The 19,917-nt window shown below is 65.0% G+C and carries 20 protein-coding genes and 1 pseudogene; 11 read left to right on the forward strand and 10 right to left on the reverse strand.

Translation table 11 applies throughout. From position 1 onward, the window contains the following. Positions 1-233 precede the first annotated feature (233 nt). The 5 genes from AC5592_RS19970 to dapA form a co-directional block, all read right to left on the reverse strand. Positions 234-1,418 (reverse strand): RDD family protein, encoded by a 1,185-nt coding sequence (locus AC5592_RS19970; RefSeq protein ID WP_157122062.1) that lies wholly within the window; start codon positions 1,416-1,418, stop codon positions 234-236. Positions 1,419-1,436: 18 nt separating this feature from the next. Further along, a complete protein-coding gene (locus tag AC5592_RS19975; protein ID WP_063065098.1) occupies positions 1,437-2,087 on the reverse strand; it encodes a hypothetical protein in 651 nt (216 codons plus the stop codon). Positions 2,088-2,090: 3 nt separating this feature from the next. Next, entirely contained in the window at positions 2,091-3,365 is a 1,275-nt protein-coding gene (locus AC5592_RS19980) for a hypothetical protein (RefSeq protein ID WP_063065099.1), read from the reverse strand. Continuing rightward, on the reverse strand, positions 3,362-3,688 hold the full coding sequence (locus AC5592_RS19985; protein ID WP_063065100.1) for a hypothetical protein: 327 nt from the start codon (positions 3,686-3,688) through the stop codon (positions 3,362-3,364). The genes AC5592_RS19980 and AC5592_RS19985 overlap by 4 nt, the downstream gene beginning before the upstream one ends. 308 nt (positions 3,689-3,996) lie before the next feature. Next, on the reverse strand, positions 3,997-4,887 hold the full coding sequence (dapA, locus tag AC5592_RS19990) for a 4-hydroxy-tetrahydrodipicolinate synthase (RefSeq protein ID WP_063065160.1): 891 nt from the start codon (positions 4,885-4,887) through the stop codon (positions 3,997-3,999). Between the two features lie 132 nt (positions 4,888-5,019). Here dapA and AC5592_RS19995 point away from each other — a divergent pair, with 132 nt between their 5' ends. After that, positions 5,020-5,967: a DUF3048 domain-containing protein gene (locus AC5592_RS19995; protein ID WP_269750202.1), complete on the forward strand. Its 948-nt coding sequence runs from the start codon at positions 5,020-5,022 to the stop codon at positions 5,965-5,967. A gap of 646 nt (positions 5,968-6,613) precedes the next feature. After that, the gene (locus AC5592_RS20000; RefSeq protein ID WP_232329456.1) at positions 6,614-7,456 is read left to right on the forward strand and encodes a DUF8757 domain-containing protein; all 843 of its coding nucleotides are present in this window, start codon (positions 6,614-6,616) and stop codon (positions 7,454-7,456) included. Between the two features lie 9 nt (positions 7,457-7,465). On the opposite strand, the gene AC5592_RS20005 is transcribed toward AC5592_RS20000, so the two are convergent. Continuing rightward, positions 7,466-7,921 (reverse strand): DUF488 domain-containing protein, encoded by a 456-nt coding sequence (locus AC5592_RS20005; RefSeq protein WP_063065103.1) that lies wholly within the window; start codon positions 7,919-7,921, stop codon positions 7,466-7,468. Positions 7,922-8,417: 496 nt separating this feature from the next. Between AC5592_RS20005 and AC5592_RS20010 the strand changes: the two genes are divergently transcribed. The 5 genes from AC5592_RS20010 to AC5592_RS20030 all read left to right on the forward strand — a co-directional run bounded on the left by AC5592_RS20010 (position 8,418) and on the right by AC5592_RS20030 (position 12,487). Then, positions 8,418-9,527 (forward strand): fatty acid desaturase family protein, encoded by a 1,110-nt coding sequence (locus AC5592_RS20010; protein ID WP_063065104.1) that lies wholly within the window; start codon positions 8,418-8,420, stop codon positions 9,525-9,527. 241 nt (positions 9,528-9,768) lie between these two features. Further along, positions 9,769-10,212, forward strand: coding sequence for a TIGR03618 family F420-dependent PPOX class oxidoreductase (locus AC5592_RS20015; protein ID WP_063065105.1), 444 nt, complete (start codon positions 9,769-9,771; stop codon positions 10,210-10,212). Positions 10,213-10,233: 21 nt separating this feature from the next. Continuing rightward, entirely contained in the window at positions 10,234-11,160 is a 927-nt protein-coding gene (locus tag AC5592_RS20020; RefSeq protein ID WP_063065106.1) for a haloalkane dehalogenase, read from the forward strand. Between the two features lie 584 nt (positions 11,161-11,744). Then, a complete protein-coding gene (locus tag AC5592_RS20025) occupies positions 11,745-12,026 on the forward strand; it encodes a helix-turn-helix transcriptional regulator (protein ID WP_063065107.1) in 282 nt (93 codons plus the stop codon). Then, positions 11,990-12,487: a hypothetical protein gene (locus tag AC5592_RS20030; protein ID WP_157122064.1), complete on the forward strand. Its 498-nt coding sequence runs from the start codon at positions 11,990-11,992 to the stop codon at positions 12,485-12,487. Before AC5592_RS20025 ends, AC5592_RS20030 begins: the two co-directional genes overlap by 37 nt. Before the next feature lie 101 nt (positions 12,488-12,588). Here the strand turns inward: AC5592_RS20030 and AC5592_RS20035 are convergent, their stop codons facing one another. Further along, positions 12,589-13,530, reverse strand: a complete 942-nt coding sequence (locus tag AC5592_RS20035; protein ID WP_232329457.1) for an AraC family transcriptional regulator — start codon at positions 13,528-13,530, stop codon at positions 12,589-12,591. A gap of 100 nt (positions 13,531-13,630) precedes the next feature. Here AC5592_RS20035 and AC5592_RS20040 point away from each other — a divergent pair, with 100 nt between their 5' ends. From AC5592_RS20040 to AC5592_RS20050, 3 genes are all read left to right on the forward strand, one after another. Beyond that, positions 13,631-14,632, forward strand: coding sequence for a zinc-dependent alcohol dehydrogenase family protein (locus AC5592_RS20040; protein WP_036500091.1), 1,002 nt, complete (start codon positions 13,631-13,633; stop codon positions 14,630-14,632). A gap of 236 nt (positions 14,633-14,868) precedes the next feature. Next, entirely contained in the window at positions 14,869-15,813 is a 945-nt protein-coding gene (locus tag AC5592_RS20045) for a hypothetical protein (protein ID WP_063065109.1), read from the forward strand. Positions 15,814-16,034: 221 nt separating this feature from the next. Next, entirely contained in the window at positions 16,035-16,367 is a 333-nt protein-coding gene (locus AC5592_RS20050) for a putative quinol monooxygenase (protein WP_084506912.1), read from the forward strand. A 239-nt stretch (positions 16,368-16,606) separates the two neighbouring features. On the opposite strand, the gene AC5592_RS20055 is transcribed toward AC5592_RS20050, so the two are convergent. Together AC5592_RS20055 and AC5592_RS20060 are read right to left on the reverse strand one after the other, a co-directional pair. Then, positions 16,607-16,942 (reverse strand): hypothetical protein, encoded by a 336-nt coding sequence (locus tag AC5592_RS20055; RefSeq protein WP_232329458.1) that lies wholly within the window; start codon positions 16,940-16,942, stop codon positions 16,607-16,609. A 48-nt stretch (positions 16,943-16,990) separates the two neighbouring features. Further along, positions 16,991-17,602, reverse strand: a pseudogene (locus tag AC5592_RS20060) (class I SAM-dependent methyltransferase); the annotation flags it as partial. Between AC5592_RS20060 and AC5592_RS20065 the strand changes: the two are divergent. Then, positions 17,553-18,917: a CYTH and CHAD domain-containing protein gene (locus AC5592_RS20065; RefSeq protein WP_063065113.1), complete on the forward strand. Its 1,365-nt coding sequence runs from the start codon at positions 17,553-17,555 to the stop codon at positions 18,915-18,917. The pseudogene AC5592_RS20060 and the gene AC5592_RS20065 sit on opposite strands and share 50 nt — an antisense overlap. Before the next feature lie 8 nt (positions 18,918-18,925). Here the strand turns inward: AC5592_RS20065 and pip are convergent, their stop codons facing one another. Next, entirely contained in the window at positions 18,926-19,879 is a 954-nt protein-coding gene (gene pip / locus AC5592_RS20070; RefSeq protein ID WP_063065114.1) for a prolyl aminopeptidase, read from the reverse strand. Positions 19,880-19,917 lie beyond the last annotated feature (38 nt).

Here is a 19,917-nt window from a genome sequence, read left to right on the forward strand (position 1 = left end):
GCGCGCGGGTGATTCCTCCAGGAGCTGATCGAGTCCGGGCCGGGTGACCATCAGGAGCCCGTGAGTCGCGCGAGTGCAGGTGACGGCCCATCGGCCGAAAGCCGAGTCGAATTCGTCGAGCGCCGGTCTCGATCCGCTCGGTGTTCGCGTATCTGCTGAGGTCGAGGCACAGGGTGCGGGCGACTCAGCCGGAATCGACGCGGAAACCGAGACGGTGGCGGGGCTTCCAGCCGCTATCGCTGCTCGGGGCGATGGCCGGCCACACGATTGCGTTCGCGCACATCTCGCCACCGGACGGCCGTCATGAAGTAATTTTCGTCGTCGTCAGGGCCGATGCCGTCGCCGAGGATGGCCAGCGGGAGATAGGCGTGGAACAACCAGGTGGCCAGGAGGCGGCCGAAGGTCGGATAACGATCGGTATCGGGTTGTATGGCGACAAGCCCGAAGATCGCCTTACCGACGGTGGTGTGGACGATCGACTGGATGACGACGCGGTCTACGAACGACGCCGCCAGCCAGCAGCCGAGGGCGATAAACGGGTTGAACTCGATCTGCTGGATCTCGTGGGCGCGCAATGCTTCCGGAGAGAACCCGGGCGCGACCACCAGCGCTATCGCGATGCCGGAAAGCAGATGTAGCGCGAAGTCGACGATGAATGCGCACGTCCGCCGCAGCTTGCGAGGAGACGGATAGCCGGAATCCTTCAGGCTGCCGTATCTGATCCGCGGTGGGGTGGATTCCGCGGTCGGCGGCTTCATGACCACCGTGCCATTTTCGCGGCTCAGTTGGTAACCAGCGCTGTCGGGAGTCGAAGGATGTACTGGGCCACGCCGTGGTCCCTCGGCGCGATCGGTGAATGTGAACCGCGGTGGTTGCCTTGCCCTGGAGTAATAGGCGTAGCGCAGATCCTCCCCGCCGGGCCGGGAAACCACTCCATACTTTTTCGGATCACCGGCGAACCAAACCTCCGGAGTGTTGTGGTTGATCAACTTACCGAGGTCTTTCGGCCAGGTACTGAGAATGAGGGCCGAAACAGGGGTCCGATGGTGATCGAGTAACGTGACCCATTCATACCGTCCAGCCCTGGTGTATTGGATTTCCCATCTTGTCCACGCGTGGCGCGAAACCGACCGTCGGCGCCGGTGTCCGATCCAGACGAAGGTTCCGCCCAAGATCGTGCATAGCGTGAATATGACGGCGGTGGGCGCGATGAGCAGTCGGCCGATTCTTTCCGCGCCGTGGATCCCCGGCCGGTCGAACTCGTTGATGAGTAGGAGACACAGGCCACCACACGCGATGCCGATGAGTAGGAGTGGCCAGCGGAAGAACCAGTTCCTTCGCAGGGCGGCGCGGGTAGCGGGCCACTCGATGGCCGGACTCGATTGTTGCCCGGCCGCCTGATCGAGAGGACTTTCCATCGGCGATCAACCTTCGTTTCACATGTTCAGCGTGGAGGGTCGGCTTGGTGTCTTGTCGAGCTTTGCCGACGTCGCGAGCAGGAAGAACATATCGCGGAAGTTCGGACCTTCAGACACCGAGATGGTCGAGAACTCGATGGCGGCAATGGTGGTCCCATCCTCCGAAGGGATGAAAGCTTCGAGCTGAAAGACGGCTGTAGAACCTGATTCTGTTGCCAGATCAGTGATTTCAGGTTGCGGTTCTGTTCGGATCGACTCTGTGAACAGGGTAGGTCGGCCTTCGATGTCGACCGGTTCCACGATGAGGGATGGATCTTCCCACTTCTTCGCAGTCGCGATATCGGCCAGAGTCAGTCGAGGATTCTGCGGTTTGCCGTACTTCATCACAGAAATTACGAGCCACGAGGCGACACGTTCCCCCGTGTCCGAGACATGCTGTCCGAGGCCACAATAGCGAGTGTTGCCGGCGACCAGAGCATTGAGGAGAAATTTCAATGTGCCCATGACGTCGGCGACGGCATCTGCCGGTATCCCGTCGCTGAAATTCTCGACAAATGGAAGAGCCGCATCGAGATGGTTATCGATGTTGTGCAGGGGGAGTTCGAAATATCCCGGAGGAATCTCGATGGCGACTTCGTATTCGGCGGCCGAGCCGACGGGCTCCTGCACTTATCAGTCCTCTCGCCATTGGTTGTAGCCCCAGTGTCCGATATCGGACACCGAGGTCTTGACTCCCTTCAAGACCTTCAACGCGACCGCTGGATCGGGGATGCTGTGCGCCCCTTCCACTTTGGTGAATTGCAGCACTTTGTGTACGCCCGTTGCCGCGCCGGAGTTGTTGATCGTGTCGGCAAGCCCGAACCAATTGCCGTCGATCGTCTTCTGGTTGAGCCAGCCGGGTGCGTGCGCTGATTCGGACCAAGCGCGTGCCATCCCCTCGAACCTGCCGACGTCACCCGCTGCGTCGCCGAGAAGCGCGACCTTTCCGGCCTTTCCCAGCGCGCCCACACCTGGGATCAGGCTCATCGCATCGCCTCCGATCGTTCCCGCAGCCTTGAGCTTCTCCTCCCAGCTGCCGTGCAACAGGGCGTCGCGCATGTCGGCGTCGGTCGCGTCCAGGGCGAGGGCGCCGGCACCTGCTGCGAGTGAGACACCCAGTGCGATCGCATCGATCGGTGGCGGCGTGACGATTGCCAGCAGTCCGGAGACGGCCGAAATCATGGAGAGAGCTTCGTGTAGGCCTTTCCGATGGTCGTCGATCCACTTGCCGACATTTTTCACCGCGTCGGTGATCGTGTCCCAGATGCTCTTGTCGGGCGGAGTCGGCGCGAAATCCTTGGCGTCCGTGTCCAATTCGGCGGCGATCCGTTTCGCGAGCCCGTCATGCTCGGTTTCGAGATCGTGTGCCCGTTTGATTATGGCGTCGATGGTCGCTTGTGCATCACCTACGGCGGTGCCGGCGGTGCGGACCCGCGCGGTTGCCGCGTCCAACCGGCGTTGAGCATCAGCCAACTGATTGTCGTCGGCAAAGCTCATATTCGCCAGTCCTAGATCAGGATTGGCCTGAGCCTGCTGGAGAGCGGTCTGCGCCTTCGAGTGTTCGTTGCGCGCTGTGGCCGCCTCGGTCTCGAGGCCCTTCGCGGTTTCCTGGTAAGCCACCAGTCCGGTGTGCCATTCGTCGAGCAGGCCAACTGCGCGCTCGAGCGAATTCTGGGCGTAGCCGAGGTCCTGCGCGAGCGTCGCATCGAAAGATGCGCGAAAGGCATCGCCGCCTTCTCCGACCCACACGCTGTCATTACTGTTGCGCAGCCGTGTGAGCAGGCCGTTGGTCTCCTTCACCCCCTCGTACGCCGAGTTGATCTGGCCCCGTAATCCGGCCACGTGATCGGCCGCACCGGGGACCGGGTTGAACCCCAAGTTCGGATACGGGTTTGCGGCCGCCTTCACGCCGTCGTCTCCGGCGTTGTCGCCTGAGGCGGCGCCGTCTGCGCGATCAGCTGGGCAAATTGCGTATCAACCTGTTGGTACGCGTCGTGGCACTGAGATATGCCATCCGCGGTTGTGGTGGCGGCCTCGCCTATACGCTGGATTCCGAAGTGCCATCTGCGTTGAAAGCTGTCAGCGGCGTCGTCGAGCGTTTTCGTACCGATATCGGTATGGCCGTCGTGGGCCATAGCCTTCATGGCATCGTTCAGCATCTGCTCCGAGTTGCGCAGCAGCTGAACCGCTTTGCCCAGCGCCTCGATATCGACTTGCAAGAGCCCGGCCACCGGACACCTCCTCGTCTGCCGACAGCCCGACGACGGGTGTCGGCAGGCGAGCGGACGTTATGGTCGCTCGAAAATGAAGACGTACGCAACTCCGGAACGGTTCCGCAGGGAGACAAGTTGATCTCCATGGAGGAGGGTGGCAAGCACGCGTACTCAGAACGCCGAAACCGTTCGGCGGTTGGACCAGCCGATAACGCTACCTCAGGAAGGACCCGAGCGTGTAGCGCTATGCGCGCGAGTACCGTTCGGCTTCGGCCAAGGTAGTTGGTTCGATTTAAGTTGCTGCACAGTAATATTCACGTGCCCGTCTACAACAGACCTGATTCCTCGAGTCCGGCACGCAGACGTTCCTGATGCTCCGGCGGGCCCTGCCGGTATGGCATACGCAGCGCGTCGGAGGAGATGACGCCGAGCATCTTCATCGCCGCTTTGGACTGGATGGCGCCTTGTGAGACGTGCATGATCGCGTCGACTGCGGGGATGAGACGGCGGTGGATCTCGCGTGCTCGAGACAGGTCGCCGCGGTCGACGGCTGCGATCATCTCGGCGTAGTGATCGCCCGCGACGTGGCCGACCACCGACACGATGCCCGTCGCGCCTTGGGCGAGGTGTGGCAGGTTGACGACGTCGTCGCCGGAATACCAGAGCAGGTCGGTCTGCGACATGAGCCTGCTGGCCTCGAAGAAATCGCCCTTGGCGTCCTTGACGGCGCGCACAGCGGGGATGTCGGCCGCGCGGCGAATGGTGTCGGTGCTCAGTGCCGTCCCGGTTCGGCCGGGGATGTCGTAGAGCATGACGGGCACACCGCCGCCGGCCTCGGCGACCAGGCGGAAGTGTTCGAGGATGCAGTCCTGCGGCGGCTTGTTGTAGTACGGCGTGACGACAAGAAGGGAATCCGCCCCGCAGGCGACCATCTCGCGCGCCGCGCGAGTGGAATGCTCGGTGTCGTTCGTACCGCAGCCGGCCATCACCTGGACGCGGTCGCCCACGGCCTCGACGACCGCCCGCACGCAGGCGTAGTCCTCCTCGTCGGTGGTGGTCGCGGACTCGCCTGTGGTCCCGTTGACCAGCAGTCCGTCGTGGCCGTGGTCGGCGAGATAGACGGCGAGGTTCTGCAGGCCGTCGTAGTCGATCGAGCCGTCGGCGTGCATGGGCGTCACCATCGCCGTGACGACTCGGCCGAAGGGGGTGTCCACCATGATCATGAGATTACCTTCGCCCAGCACCTCACTACTGTCCTGGTCGAGCGCGGCGTAGGTTGGTAGCTAGAGGTTTGCCTCATGCGACAGCGATGGTGGATGTGGATTGCGGCGTTCCTGACGGCAATGGGGATGTGCGCTGTAATCGGGTGCGTCAGCGGCACCCGGCCTGAGCATGCCGCCCCCGGCTCGGACACATCCTCCCCGGTAGGGGGCTCGGGCACATCCTCCCCGGCAGGCGGCTCGGAAGCACCCTCCCGGGTAGGGGCCCCGGTGTTGGTCGTGAAGGTGGACAACAGTCCGCAGGCACGGCCACCGGTGGGGCTCGGAGCCGCCGATGTGGTGTACGTCGAGCCGGTCGAGGGTGGTTTGAGCCGGTTGGCCGCGGTTTTCTCGAACAACAAACCCCCGGTGGTCGGACCTGTCCGAAGCGCGCGGGAGACGGATCTGACGCTGTTGGCGCAGTTCGGTAACCCGACGTTGGCATCCTCTGGTTCCGCACCTGAGCTGATTCCCGCCATCGATGGCTCCTCGCTCCAGAACGCCTCGGCCGATCGGCAACCCGCGGCGTACTTCCGCGACTACAGTCGCGAGGCGCCGCACAACATGTTCGTCCGCCCCGATCAGTTACCCGAAGGCGGCGGCTGGCCGGCGGCTTCGCAACTGCACTTCGGTCCTGCGCCTGCCGGTGGCCGGCCCGCGCAATACGAGGAAGCGCGGTATCCGGGCGCGGTGATCGGTTTCGACTGGTCACCCAGCAACCACGGGTGGCTGGTCTCCATGGATGGTGATGCCTACACCGATGCCGATACCGGACGGCTCACGGCAAGTACGGTCGTGCTGCAGAGTGTGCCGGTGCAGAACTCGGCCATCAGCGACGTCGCGGGCAGCGTCTCACCCCGGGCGCAGACGACCGGTAGCGGTCAGGCACGCGTACTTCGCGACGGTCGAGAGTTCCCGGCCGTGTGGTCCCGGCCCTCCCCGGAGGCGGGCACGACGTATACAACACCGACTGGTGCAGCCATCCCCTTCGCGCCGGGGCAGGTCTGGACTGTTCTGGTTCCAGAGCAACTCTGGTGAGCCCTGTCCTCGCGGTGTGACCGTTGAGGCCGAATTCGGAGATGTCAGCGACGTACCGACCGCGGGCCAGGGGAGTGGGCGCCAACGCTGCTCCGACCCGAGGGCTGCGGCGAGATCGAGTGTCCGCCGCATTCGATGTCGCGCATCCCGCTCATGTCGAAGCGCTGCGGAGATTCCGAGAGTGGTACTGGTTTGCGACCTCATGGTTTGTCTCATCGTCGGCCAGTGTGACCACCAGGATCAGCATTGCCAGCGGCGCGCCGATCGCGAGGACGTGCTGATTGTCAGTTCGACGAAAGTCTCCGATCCCGGGCGCGGTGACCGAGCGCTGGGCTGTGTCCTGCGGAGACCGAGGAGACTTCATGGCGGGCAGTCGCAACCGACAGAGTTCGACTCCACCTGCCTATGCCAATGCTGTTGGGGCCAGCCCTGTCGCGTGCCTGGATCACCAGGAACGTCTGGTGTCCGTCGTCGCGGACGTGCGAGGCGCGGATCCGGCCGAGCCTTTCAGCGACGACATCAGGTGAGGTTTCGCGTACGAGTATGGCCCCGGAATGAATCGTGACGTGTGGGGCCGACAGGAATACTCACCATCGACATCGGCGCCCGTGCATACTTGAATCCTGGTGTCATTAGGGGGTTTTCGATGCTGCCGGGAAGTGAGCGCGCTCGGATTCTGATCACCGTGAAGGCTTATCCTGCGCCGTCGGAACGGTACGGCGAGACGGTGTGCGTCGCGGGTGTTCGTATCGACCGACTGCCGCCGACGTGGATACGGCTGTACCCCATGAGATTCCGTGGAATGGGGCAGGAATTTGTGTTCCACAAATACGACATCGTCGAGGTCGACGTTCGGAAACGTCGCGGGGACGATCCACGAATCGAGTCGTATCAACCGGATCAGCAGTCACTGCAGGTCGTCGGGCACGTCGATACGAACGGTGGGCGGTGGACGCAGCGGCGGACACTGATCCGGCCTCTGATCGGCGCGACGTCGACGTGCGAGCTGATTCGCGCGAATCCGAAAGGAGAGATGGCCGTGCCCGCGCCGTCGCTGGGCATGATCAAGCCGATCGTCGACGCCGTGACGGTTGAGCGCGGAAACGGCTGGACACCACAGCAACGGAGGAAGGCGCAAGCGGCGGCCGCGCCGAGTTTGTTCGACGATGCGCAGCCGGTGCTCGAACCGATGCCGTATCGGGTCATCTACCGCTATCACTGCACCGACATTGAATGTCCCGGTCATCGGCAGCAGTGCTTGGACTGGGAGATCGGTCAGGCGGGACGGAAATGGCAGCAGACGTATGGAGTTGCCGGAGCTCAGCAGAGGTTACGAGAGAAATGGGAGCAGGAGATCTGTGCTCCTGATCGGGATCTCTACTTCTTCATCGGGAACCAGGCTCTGCACCGTAGGTCGTTCGAAGTGCTGGGCGCGTGGTACCCGAAGGTGAGTTCCGGTGCCGAGCCCGACCAGCTGGCCATGCTGTAAGCCGTTGTGTCACAGCTGAATTACTCCGGCTGTGGCATCCTGTACAGCATCGGCGACCATTTGTCGGTGGCATGTGGCGTTATCGTGCTCGAAGCAGAGCAATGCGACCGGGCCCTGCGCCATGAGCGTCCTGACCGAGTGCAGCGCCTCGGCTCCTTCCGGGCTCTCGAGGACACTCGCATATCGGTCACGCGCATCGGCGTCACCGACGCGGAAACCGTCGCGATTGTCTCGGGGATTGCCGAGCTCCCTGAGATGCACGTAGCGGATGCCGGCCTGGCTCAGGGCCGCCGACAATTTGGTCTTCGACAGGCCGGGCTTGCGCGAGATGGGGGTAAGTCGCACGTCCACGACGGTCGCGACGCCGGCCTCTGTCAGGATCGCGACGAGCTCGTCCGCTCGCCGACCCTCGTAACCAACGGTGAACAGGCAATTTCGTGTACTAGCGGGGCTCGCTACAGGCACGTGGTCATACTTGCACGTCGCGCCCGGAGTGGAGTGGTCGGCTCGGTTACTGCGCAGCCCAGGTTGGGCAGGACTCTCGCCAGTCGTCCAGTCATCCTCCGTTGCGTCGCGGACGTAAACAACTCTCCCTCCGATTTCTCGGGTGTGGGCCCTTCTGAGCACGTGGCCTGGGCCCGCCGGATGGTTATCACCCGCTGCACTGCGGCAACGGCGACACATCTGACGAGTGGCCGGGAACCCGTGCCGTTTGGACGTCGGGCGGCTGTCTGCACCGTAGTTGAGTACTGCCCGGCATTCGGGCCGACGGCGCACCTGTCACCCCACAGTTCGATCCCGATCCCATACCTGGGTATGACATGAAACGAGAACCCGGCCAATAGCTTTGGTGTATCGAAGTCGCCACACCGACCCACTGACCAGTGCCCGCCGAATCTCCAGCGAGTCGGGCATCGAGGGCGGGCCGAGGTGGTATCCGCGCCTGCTCTGAGGGAGAACTATGACGACACCGGCCTTGGTTCCACACTCACGCTCGCGGCGCACCGGAGCCGACGGTGATTACGCCGGACTACTGCGTCGTGTCTCCGACGCGGGCTTGATGGACCGCCGTCCCGGCTACTACGTCATCCGGCTCGGCCTCGTCGGGATTGCCTTCGTGGCCGGCTGGGTGGCGTTCGTGCTGGTCGGCGACTCGTGGTGGACGTTGATGGTCGCGGCGTTCATGGCCGTCACGTTCGCTCAGGTCGCGCTCGTTATGCATGATGTCGCGCATCGTCAGGTCTTTCGCCTTCGGCGGCCGACCGAGATCATGGGTCGGGTCGTGGGGAATGCGGGGATCGGGCTGGGGTATGGGTGGTGGCAGGACAAGCACACGCGGCATCATGCCAATCCGAATCATGAGGAGCTCGATCCTGATGTCGCGCCGGACATTCTGGTTTGGTCGCAGCGGCAGGCGCGGGGTAGTCGTGGGTTGCCTCGGCTGATCGGGCGGGCGCAGGCATTTCTGTTCTTCCCGCTGTTGATGTTGGAGGGGCTGAATCTGCATGTGGCCGGAGTGCGTGCGCTTCGGAGCCGGGCGGTCAAGCGTCGCGTGTTGGAGGGGGCGTTGCTCTTCGGCCACTTCGCTGCCTACCTGGGCGCACTGTTCGCAATCTTGCCTGCCGACAAGGCTTTTGCGTTCTTCGCTGTGCATCAGGCGTTGTTCGGTCTCTACATGGGATGCATCTTCGCGCCGAACCACAAGGGGATGCCGACCTTCACCGGGGACGACCGGCCCGACTACTTGCGCCGACAGGTGCTGACCTCGCGCAACGTGCGTGGTGGTGCGTTGACCGATATCGCCCTCGGCGGGCTCAACTATCAGATCGAGCACCACCTGTTTCCGAGCATGCCGACTCCGAATTTGCGGCATGCCCAGGTCATCGTCCGTGATTACTGCGCCGAGATCGGCGTGCCGTATCACGAGACGGGGCTGCTCTCCTCGTATCGGGAGGCGCTGAGGCATCTGCATCAGGTGGGTGCGCCGCTGCGCAGCGGTGAGGCCGCCCGCGAAGCCGCCGCCCGGGGCGTTGGGTCCAGCGAAGATGCACACCGGGAAGCGGATGAGTGAGCGCCCCGACGCGGCGGACCGGGGTGGGTGAACTAATCGTGCAAACCTCGCCCATTTTTCGAGTTTTCTCGCATTCTTGTGGAGGTTTGCACGGAAAATTCACCTCCCGCGATCCTTCAGCCACCGGAGCCGGGCAGTTCGGGCGCGAACCCGTCGTCGGCTGCGTGACGACAGCCGCCGAATTCCGGCAAGCGCACAATGGGCCGTGCGAGGATCGGAGCATCCAACCACGGGAGATGTGATGACGACACTGGAACAGGCGGTGGAACTCGGTCGTGCCGAGAAGGGGCTTGCCGTCGTCTCCACCCTGAGATCCGATCAGACGATCCAGTCGACGCTGGTCAACGTCGGGTTGTTGGCTCATCCTTCGACGGGTGAGCCGGTTCTGGGGTTCGTGACCTACGGCAAGGTGAAGCTCGCGAACCTCCGCGCTCGGCCGCAGGTGAGCGCCACGTTCCGGCAAGGGTGGGCGTGGGCGACGGTGGAAGGGCGGGGGCAGATCGTCGGGCCCGACGACCCGCAGTCGTGGATCGACGCCGAGGGGTTGCGCCGGCTTCTGCGTGATGTGTTCACGGCCGCCGGCGGCGAGCACGACGACTGGGACGAGTACGACCGCGTAATGGCGGCGGAGCGCCGCGCGGCGGTTCTGGTCGAACCGACCCGGGTGTACAGCAACGGCAGCTAGTTCGACGAAAGGGATTGGGCCATGCGGGTACTGAGAACCCTCGACGAGCGCTTCGCGGGACTGCCCGACTTCCCGTTCGAACCGCATTACGTCGAGGTGCCGGCCGACGACGGGACCACGTTGCGGGTGCACTACCTGGACGAAGGGCCGCCCGACGGTGAGGTCGTTCTGCTGTTGCACGGTGAGCCGTCGTGGTCGTATCTGTATCGGCGGATGATCCCGGTTCTGGTCTCGGCCGGGCTGCGGGCGGTCGCGATCGATCTCGTCGGATTCGGCCGCAGTGACAAGCCGGCGGACCGCGCCGACTACACCTATCAGGCACACGTCGACTGGACCTGGGCGGCGATCGACGCCATCGGCCTCGACCGGATCACTCTCGTATGCCAGGACTGGGGCGGCCTGATCGGGTTGCGCCTGGTGGGTGAGCATCCCGAGCGTTTCGCGCGTGTGGTCGCGGCGAATACGTTCTTGCCGACCGGTGATCGCCATCCCGGCGACGCGTTCCTCGCCTGGCAGCGCTTCAGCCAGGACACCCCCGACTTCCGAGCCGGGAAGATCGTCAACGGCGCATGCCAGACCGAGCTTGCTTCCGAGGTGATCGCTGCCTACGACGCCCCCTTCCCCGACGACACCTACAAGCAGGGCGCCCGCCAGTTCCCGCTCCTGGTTCCGACCAGTCCGGAGGATCCTGCCGCACCCGCGAACCGAGCCGCGTGGGCAGTCCTGGAGACGTTCGAGCGGCCGTTCCTGTGCGCGTTCTCGGACTCGGATCCGATCACGCGCGGCGGCGACAAGGTCCTGTGGTCGAAAATCCCTGGCGCCGCGGCGCATGCACCGGTGACCATCACCTCGGCGGGGCATTTCCTCCAGGAGGACAAGGGCGAAGAGCTCGCTGCAGTGGTTGTCGACTTCGTCCGTGCGACGCCACTGGACAAGTCGCCTGCTTGAGGTAGCCGGATCGGTGTCGTGCCGACTCGGCCGCTGCCGCTGTCCGCGTGCAACCGATGGCCGCGGTCCGGGGCGGCGAGGTCGCCTACTCGCGTGCGGTGCGGCCACCGAATCACATTGCCGGGAAACGTCTGAGGTGTGCCGGTGCCGAGCTGTGCGATTCACGTCAGAACTACCGACGAAAAGTGCTGGCCGACAAAGCCATACGACGTTCATGGCCGTTAGATGTGAAGCCCTGCGCCTCTGCAGCCGTCGTAACGCGCCATGAACGATGTGTTCCCTCGCAGGTTCGCCGACAGCGACGGAGCGGGCGCTGGGGGCGCATGCATCCGAGCGGGTTGACCGGCGACCACGCAATGTCGAACTCTACGGTGAACCGCTCGACGGCGGCGCGTACGCGGTGATCCACTACGGTGCGGGTGCGGGTTCGCAGCGGCCGAGACCGATTGCGCCGCATACGATCCAAGCGATCTCGACCGCCGTGCGATGCAGCTGTCGTCTCCCTCCGCGTCACGCTGCGGTGCGCGGAACCGTGCGGCCTGCACACGCCCCGAGGCGGAAAAGACAAGTTTCCTTGACATTGGATGTCAAACATCCTTAACATTTGTCTCGTGGTCGGCGAGCAGCAGGAGCATCCGGTACGTACGCGGCGGCGCGAGTGCCGGATGACCCAGGCGCAGTTGGCGGCAACTGTCGGCGTCAGCCGGCAGACCGTGATCTCGATCGAACAGGGCGACTACGCGCCGAGTGTCTATCTCGCACTGCGGATCGCCCGTGCGCTGGGAACGACGGTGGAAGACATTTTCTGGACCGAGGATCTGGAGGGGACATGGCCAAAACCACTGCATTCGAAGACATCTTCCTAGCGCCCGACGAGCCGGCCTGGGGAGACGAACGCGCCCGCGAGGAGTTCTATCGGGGCTCGACGATGGCGCTGTGCGCGACGATCTACGGCTGCTATGCGATCGCGATCGTCGCCGCGGCGGTGGATGCCAAGTGGGTCTCACTCCTGATCTTCGTGCTTCCCAGCCTCACTTCGCTGCTGCTGCTCCGCTATTGCGCGCGGCGCGGCATTGATATGCAGACCCTGCTGAAAGGCTTCCCGCTGCGGCGCAGACGGATCGCCTATGCCACGACGTATCCGTTGATCGCCGCATGGCTGATCGTTTTCCTGTGGCGCACGTTGCCGTCGGATTCGTTGCCGCAGAGTCTGTTGGGCGCGGTGGTGGGCGGTGCGATCGGCGCGGGAGTTGCCGCAGCCATCGGCAGACGATTTCGCCGGCGCTCCGCAGCCGAGAATCTGCCGGAGGACGACAGCTTCGACTAGCGCGAGACGGGCGTCACAACCACGCCGCCTACCCGATCTGCACCTTTGAAGCGGGCGGCGACGTGCCCTGGTTCGATCCGATCCCTTCAGAGCTGCGGAAGTCAGCGCGAAAGCTCAAGTGCCGCAGCGCGATAACGACCCGGAGGAGTGCTGTACTCACGCTTGAATGCCTTGGCGAAGGCGAATTCGGAGGTGTAGCCGACTCGTTGGGCCACAGTGTGCAGCGGCGTGTCGTCGGAGCGGAGCAAGCGGCCGGCGAGGGTCATGCGCCACCAGGTCAGATAAGCGAGTGGGGACCGGCCGACCGTGGCGGTGAAGCGGCGGGAGAAGGCGGCGCGCGACAGACCGCCGAGGGCACCGAGTTCTTCTACGGTCCAGGGCTTTTCGGGGCTGGTGTGTATGGCGCGCAGCGCGGTGGCGACGGGGCGGTCGGCCAAGGCGGCCGCCCAGCCGTTACGAGGGGTGCCGTCGTCCTCGGTGTCCAACCACCAGGCGCGCAGAATGTAGAGCAGCAATGTGTCGAGCAGGGACGTCACGATGGCGTCCGAACCGGGCTGAGACTCTTCGAGTTCGGTGCCGAGTAGTTCCACCGCCGCACGCAGGGAGCGGTGGGTGCCGACTCTGGGGCGTAGATGGACCACATCGGGCAGATCGGTGAGCAGGGGATGGGCACGCCGACGATCGAGTTGGTATGCGCCGCACAGTAATAGCGTGATGGGCGCGCCTGGTGTGTGCGGGTCGGGTGCGGGTGGTGGCCAGGATCCGTCGGGCCGCGGGTTCACCGCTCGCAGCGGCGCCGTCGGACCGCTGGCCAGGGCGTGGCCGCGGCCGTGCGGCAGGAAGACGATATCGCCGGGGCCGAGCGGAGTCGGCTCGCGGTTCTCGAGGATCAACCATGCCGAACCTTGCAGCACGACATGGAATCCCGTGCCGTCCGACGCGGGGAAACGCATTCCCCACGGGGCCGACTTGTGCTGACGCGACGAGTGTGGACGCCCGGTTCGCATCGTCGCGACGGCATCGCTGAGTACGTCCAAGCCCATATCCGCATGGTAGCCGCAATCCTGGTAGCGAGACGAATGGACATTTCCGCAAGACTTTCACGCATAGATCATCTCTCCGCTGGTGAATAGCGTCAGTGGCATGACAACCGACGCGATTACCGCACGCACCGTCGTCTTCCACGAACTCGGTGATCCCGAGGTCTTGACCATCGAAAATCTCGATCTGCCGGCGCCCGGACCGAAGGAGGTACTCATCCGCATCGAAGCGCTCGGACTCAACCGGGCGGAGGCCTTGTTCCGGGCCGGCACCTACTACTACCTGCCGACACTTCCGGGATCCCGGCTCGGCTACGAATCCTCCGGAGTGATCGAGGCCGTCGGCGACGGCGTCACCGAATACGCTGTGGGAGACAAGGTCTCGACGGGCCCGAACATCGAGATGAGCTCGGCCGGAGTGTATGCCGAGCGGGTGGTGCTGCCGGTGGAGTCGGTGGTCCCGCGTCCGGAGGGCCTCGACGCGGTCACCGGTGCGGCCACCTGGCTGACCTACTCCACCGCATACGGCGGCATGATCGAAACCGGTGGCCTGCGTCCGGGCGACCACGTCCTGATCACCGCGGCGTCCAGTGGCGTCGGTATCGCGGCACTGCAGACCGCTGCCCGCATCGGCGCCATCCCCATCGCGGTCACCCGAACGGGCGAGAAGAGCCGATACCTGCTCGACAACGGAGCAGCACACGTCATCGCCTCGGCCGATACCGATGTCGTGGCCGAGACGCGACGCATCACCGACGGCGTCGGCGCGCAGGTGATCTTCGATGCCGTCGGCGGGCCCGGCCTGGCCGAATTGAGCACGGCCGCAGCGCATAACGGCACGGTGGTCGTTTACGGCTGGCTCGACCAGCGCCCGATGGCCATGCCCATGAACTGGCCGCTCCGAATCCTCGGCTACGCCAACATGGAACTGTCGGTTACCGCCGACGGCCGCCGCCGCATCAATCACTGGATCGCCTCCGGCATCCGCGACGGTGTGTTCCGCCCCCACGTCGGCGCGGTCTTCGACGGCCTCGACAGCATCCGCGAGGCCCACCGACTGATGGAGTCCAGCACCCACACCGGCAAGATCGTCGTCAAACTCTGAGAAGCCCTTCGTTTCGCCTCGCCACCGGATTTCCCCGGCAACCGTCACCGGGTCGCCCGGAAGCACCCCGGCCCCGGCGAAACTGGTGCGCTGTGCGATGTCTGCCCACAGCCCTTCGAATTGCGGGCTGGACGCCACGCAGGGATTGGGTGATCGTCGTAGGGGTGGGCGGAGGGAACACAGCACGAGAGCAACGCCGCTTCGGCCTTCGCGCATGGTGGTTGGGCGGTGCTCTCGTGCTCATCGCGGCGGTGGTCTTCCGCGGCTGGTGGTGGGAGCTGTGCGTGCGGTGGTCACGCGGCCCGCTGCCCGAAGCGAATCTTCTACTCGGACATTCGGTTCTTTTCTGGGGTCGTCTCGGGAAAAGTCTTCAGTTCGTGGCCGGCCTGCCAGTGATCTTCGATCTGATCGGCGCTGCCGCGTTGAACGAATTCGGTAGACGGAACGTGAAGCGTCTGAGTAGAGCGAAAAACAGAATCACGGCAACCCGCGACGCGGCCCGGTTACTCGAACGCCTGCGCGCACTGGAGTGTCGCGTGAAGTCGGACCTTACGGTAGGGCAACGAGGACGCGATACTCCGGAGTACGAGTCGCTGCTGGCATCGCTGGTCGAGACATTCGACGGCGAGCTCATCTGCGCATCGTGCAGGTATGCCATGCCCCCGGTCTCGGTCGCCGACGACATTGTGGTCGTCGGGCCGGATCCGGTTGTATACAAATGGGAATGTCAGCATGGCCAAAAGATTTTCGAGAGCCGGGTCGAAGCGGCTTTCGTCAACACGTTGGACGGAAGCGAGAAAACAGCGTGGCGTAATGCCGAATACGTCGACCGGCGGGTGGAGCGAATCGGCTCGGTCCTGCTGGGAGTCCTCGTCCTCGCCGCCCCGACTTATCTCATCGCCCAGTGGACGGTGGGATCGCACCTGCCAGGGCTCATGGTGGCGATCGCAATCGGGCTGGTGATACTCGCGCCGTTGACGTACCTGACCACGCAACCCGATCAACGTCACCGTGCCGGGGCTGTTCTGGCGTGGCTCTGGGCGGTCGTGTGCTGGCTCCCGGTCCCGATAACGCGTTCGATCGTCTGGGTCATGCACCGCGAACATCCGGCCCATCCTCTGCGCTGGATTGCCCTGGGTCTGTTCATCTTCGGCTCCCTGCTCGACCTGCTGGCCAGCTAGGTCGAAGGCTTACAGCGGCCGGTCCGGTCCTCGGAGGGCGCAACGACGCGATCGATGTCTTAACCGGGAAAACCCACGACTGAAAGCTCGACCGTATCGGAATGTGGAACCGCGCGTTCTAGGTTGCGAATCTGCCGGAGACACTGGGGATTCGGCGGTGCACCCCGATTGCTGCCTCGGAGTAGCCTCGTCGCAGGAGGGGCGGGCGAAAGGCGAAATGTATGTCCAGCGGGAATGGGAATATGTTCAGCGTCTACGGGCGAATGACCGCTCTGCCCGGGCGGCGCGACGAGTTGATCGCGGTGCTCCTCGCCGGACTTCGCGCCGGCGGTGACGATAGCGGCCTGCTCCACTACAGCATCAACACCGCATTCGACGACCCGGACACGATCTGGCTGACCCAGCTGTGGCGCGATAAGGACGCACACGATGTCACCACCCGTTCCGAGCCGGTCGCCGCGGTCTCCCGCCAGGTTCCGCCGCTTCTTGCTCGGCAGCCCGACGGCGGTTACGGCAACGCCGTCCATGTCGGCGGCCGAATCACCGAGGAGTGATTCGTCGCCTGTGCGGCCCGCTCAGCCGCGAATCGCGAATCGCGACAGCGCAAATCCGCGCTGCGCCGACTTCGTATCGGTTGGGCTCCCGGCTCGACTGCGCCCTGGTCAAGGGCGAAAACCGGCACGATGCGGGCGCCGACCACGGCCGTTCCAGAACCCGCCCGCGGGATCGCCAGGGCACAGGAACGGTAGAACGACCGGAACAGTACGACGGTCGTCGCCTGACAACGAAGGACCTACGCGCGGATCGCCGTGGTTGCCGTGTACCCCTTCGGATCTCGCCACGGCCGGCCCGGATTGGCTGCGAACCAGCGGTGCAACTCGGCCTCCACCTCGGCTCGGACTTCGGAGTATCCGGGCGCGGCCGGTGCGACGCCGTAGAAGCCGAACAGCGACTCCGCGAACCGAATTGCGGGTTCGGGTTCCGGGATGACCAGTGCGTTGTCGAACGATCGGACTTCGGCGTTGCCGAAGACGTCTCGCATCATGGCGGGCACGGTGTCGGAGTCGACGGTGGGGTTGAGCATCCCCGGCGGCTCTCGAAATCCGTAGCGGGCGGAGACGGCGGCCACGAGGTCGCAGGTCCGTGCGCATGCTCTGGCGTGGTTGACGACGACACATACCGTGCCACCGCAGCGGACGACCCGCCGGAACTCGCGGAGGGCCCGGAGCGGATCGTCCAGGTGATAGAGCATGTGCCGGGCTGTCAGGCAATCCCATGCTCCGTTGCGAGCGGGTATCCGCTCCGCTGCGGCGCGGATACCTGCCACCCCTGAAAGCCGGGCTGCCGCGCTCGCGGCCGAGTGTGAGGCATCGAGTCCGCACAACTGCCCGGCGTGCCCACGCTCAGCGAGCAGAGCGAGGAACTCACCTGTCCCGCAACCGATATCGATCAGCTGCTCAGGTTTGCGTACTCGGAGGTGAGCGATGGAGTCGTCATCGGTGCCTTTCCGGATCGGCGCTTCGGCCCATTCTGCGGCACCGATGCGGTAGCGAGCTGGAAGTTCGGTCGCTCGGCTCCTGGCCCGGGACCGGAGAATGCCTCCGGTGCGATCGAAGCCCCATCCGACGAACCGCGTGTTCGCGCCGGCGGGTAGTACGCGGTCACGGTGTCGACACCGCGACCACCGGTCGGTAGAGCAACCCACGACTAAAATCGCCCATTCGTGGTAGCCGGGGTATATGGCCACGCACGTGAACGAAAGGGAACGGAAGTACCAGTTGCCGATCACGGGTGGGGTGCCGCTGGATGATGTGCCCGGTATGACCCTGGACCCGCTGAGCGAGGAGCAGGTACTGGACGCCGTCTACCACGACACCGCGGATCTGCGGTTGGCGCACAAGGGAATTACGCTTCGGCGGCGGACCGGTGGGGAGGATGAGGGGTGGCATCTGAAGTTGCCGGTGGGGGAGGATACCCGTGAAGAGATTCAGGTCCCGCTGGGACGCGGGGGCAAGTCGGCGCCGCAGGAGCTGACCGACATGCTCGCGGGGATCACCCGGGGCCGGCCGCTCGCACCGGTGGCGCATATTCGGACGAAACGGCGGAAATGGCGGCTGTCCGACGATCGGGGCGCGGTCGCGGCGGAGATCGTCGCCGACAGTGTGTCGGGTCAGACCCTCGGTGAGTCGTCGTCGGTGATGTCGTGGGAGGAGATCGAGGTCGAGTTGACCGGCGGTGGTCCGGATGTGTTCGACACCGTCGAGAAGAGACTGGGCAAGCCGTCGGACGCGCCGCCGAAGGCACTGCGCGTCCTCGGTGTCCGTACGACGCCGCGTCCACCCGAGCGGGGTCTGCAGGGCTATATGCGCAAGCAGGCGGACAAGATGATCGAGCAGGACATCCTGATCCGGCGCCGCAGCCCCGACTCGATCCACCACATGCGGGTCGCCGGTCGTCGGCTGCGCAGCATTCTGCAGGCCTTCAAGGGCTCGCGAGATCTGCGCAACGAGTTGAAGTGGCTCTCCGGTGTCCTCGGCGATATGCGTGATCTCGAGGTTCTGCACGACCACCTCGTCGCGGAGGTCAGGGCCCTGCCGGACGAACTGGTGATCGGCGAGGTACGCCGGCGGCTGACCGAGTCGTTCGTCCCACGCCGATCGGCGGCCCGCACCGACGTGCTCGAGGCGCTCAACAGCGAACGATACTTCGCGCTGCTGGACTGCCTGGAAACCAGTCACCGACTCCCGCTGCACCGCAAGAAGGGCAAGGGGCTGCGCAAGACCCGCCGCCGCGTCGACCGTGCGTTCGACGACATCGGGCGGCTCGGCACCGATCGCGGCCTGCACGAGGTGCGGAAGGCGGCGAAACGCACCCGCTACGCGGCCGAGGCGACCGGCAAGAAGAAGCTGGCCCGCCGCATGAAGAAGTTGCAGAAATCCCTCGGCGTCCACCAGGACGCGGTCGTCGCGCGCGCCGAGGTGCGCACCCTCGGTGTCCAGGCGCACCTGTCCGGGGAGAACGCCTTCACCTACGGATTGCTGTACGGCAGGGAGGTACAGCGCGCCGAGAAGGTGCGGCAAGCGCTGCGGCTCGGGGAGCGATAGGTCACCTATCAGACGTCGGTTTGCGCGAAGCGGGCGATGGCTCGGGCGATCGCTTCGCTCATGGCGGGGCTGCCGGTGTGGCCTGAGTCGTCGATGACGTGCAGGCGGGCCTCGGGCCAGACTTTCGCCAGTTCCCAGGCGGTTTCCAGGGGCGCGCTGAGATCGAGGCGGCCGTGGATCAGTTCACCGGGGATTCCGGCCAGGCGCCCGGCCTCGCGCAGCAGCACGCCCTCGTCGAGCCACGCCGCGTGCGCGAAGTAGTGGGTGCAGATCCGGACGAAGGTGAGCATGGCCGCGTCCGGCTTGGCGCTGTATTGCCCTGGGCGGCCCAGGGATTCGTGGGCGATCACCGCGTCCTCCCAGCGGCACCACTCGATCGCGGCGCTGCGGCGCACCTCCGGGTCCGGGTCTTCGAGTAGTCGCCGGTAACCGTCGACCAGGTCACCGTCGCCGGGCAGCCCGGCCCGGAACCGCTCCCACTCGGCGGGCAGCAGCTGTGCGACACCCCGATACAGCCAGTCGATTTCGCGGCGGCGAGTGGTGGTGATGCCGACCAGCACGATCCCGGTGACCCGCTCCGGGTACCGCTCGGCGTAGGCGAGGATGAGCGTCGAACCCCAGGATCCGCCGTACAGCAGCCAGCGGTCGATGCCGAGATGGGTGCGCAGCCGCTCCATATCCGCGATCAGGTGCTCGGTGGTGTTCACCGACATGTCGGTGGCCGGGTCGGCGGCGCTCGGAATGCTCCGGCCGCAACCGCGCTGGTCGAACTGCACGAGGCGAAAAACGTTCGGGTCGAACGACTTTCGTGGCCCCGGACTGCTCCCGCTGCCCGGTCCGCCGTGCACCACCAGCACCGGCCGGCCCGCGGGGTTGCCGCTGGTGCACCAGTACACCCGATTTCCCTGGCCCACCTCGAGCAGGCCGTCGGCGTACGGGTCGATCGGGGGGAAAGGGGGCACGGTCGCCGAGGTTAGCGGAACAGGGGTGCCGGCGTCGA

Source organism: Nocardia violaceofusca NBRC 14427, assembly GCF_963869435.1.
In the GTDB taxonomy this organism is placed as follows: domain Bacteria; phylum Actinomycetota; class Actinomycetes; order Mycobacteriales; family Mycobacteriaceae; genus Nocardia; species Nocardia aobensis.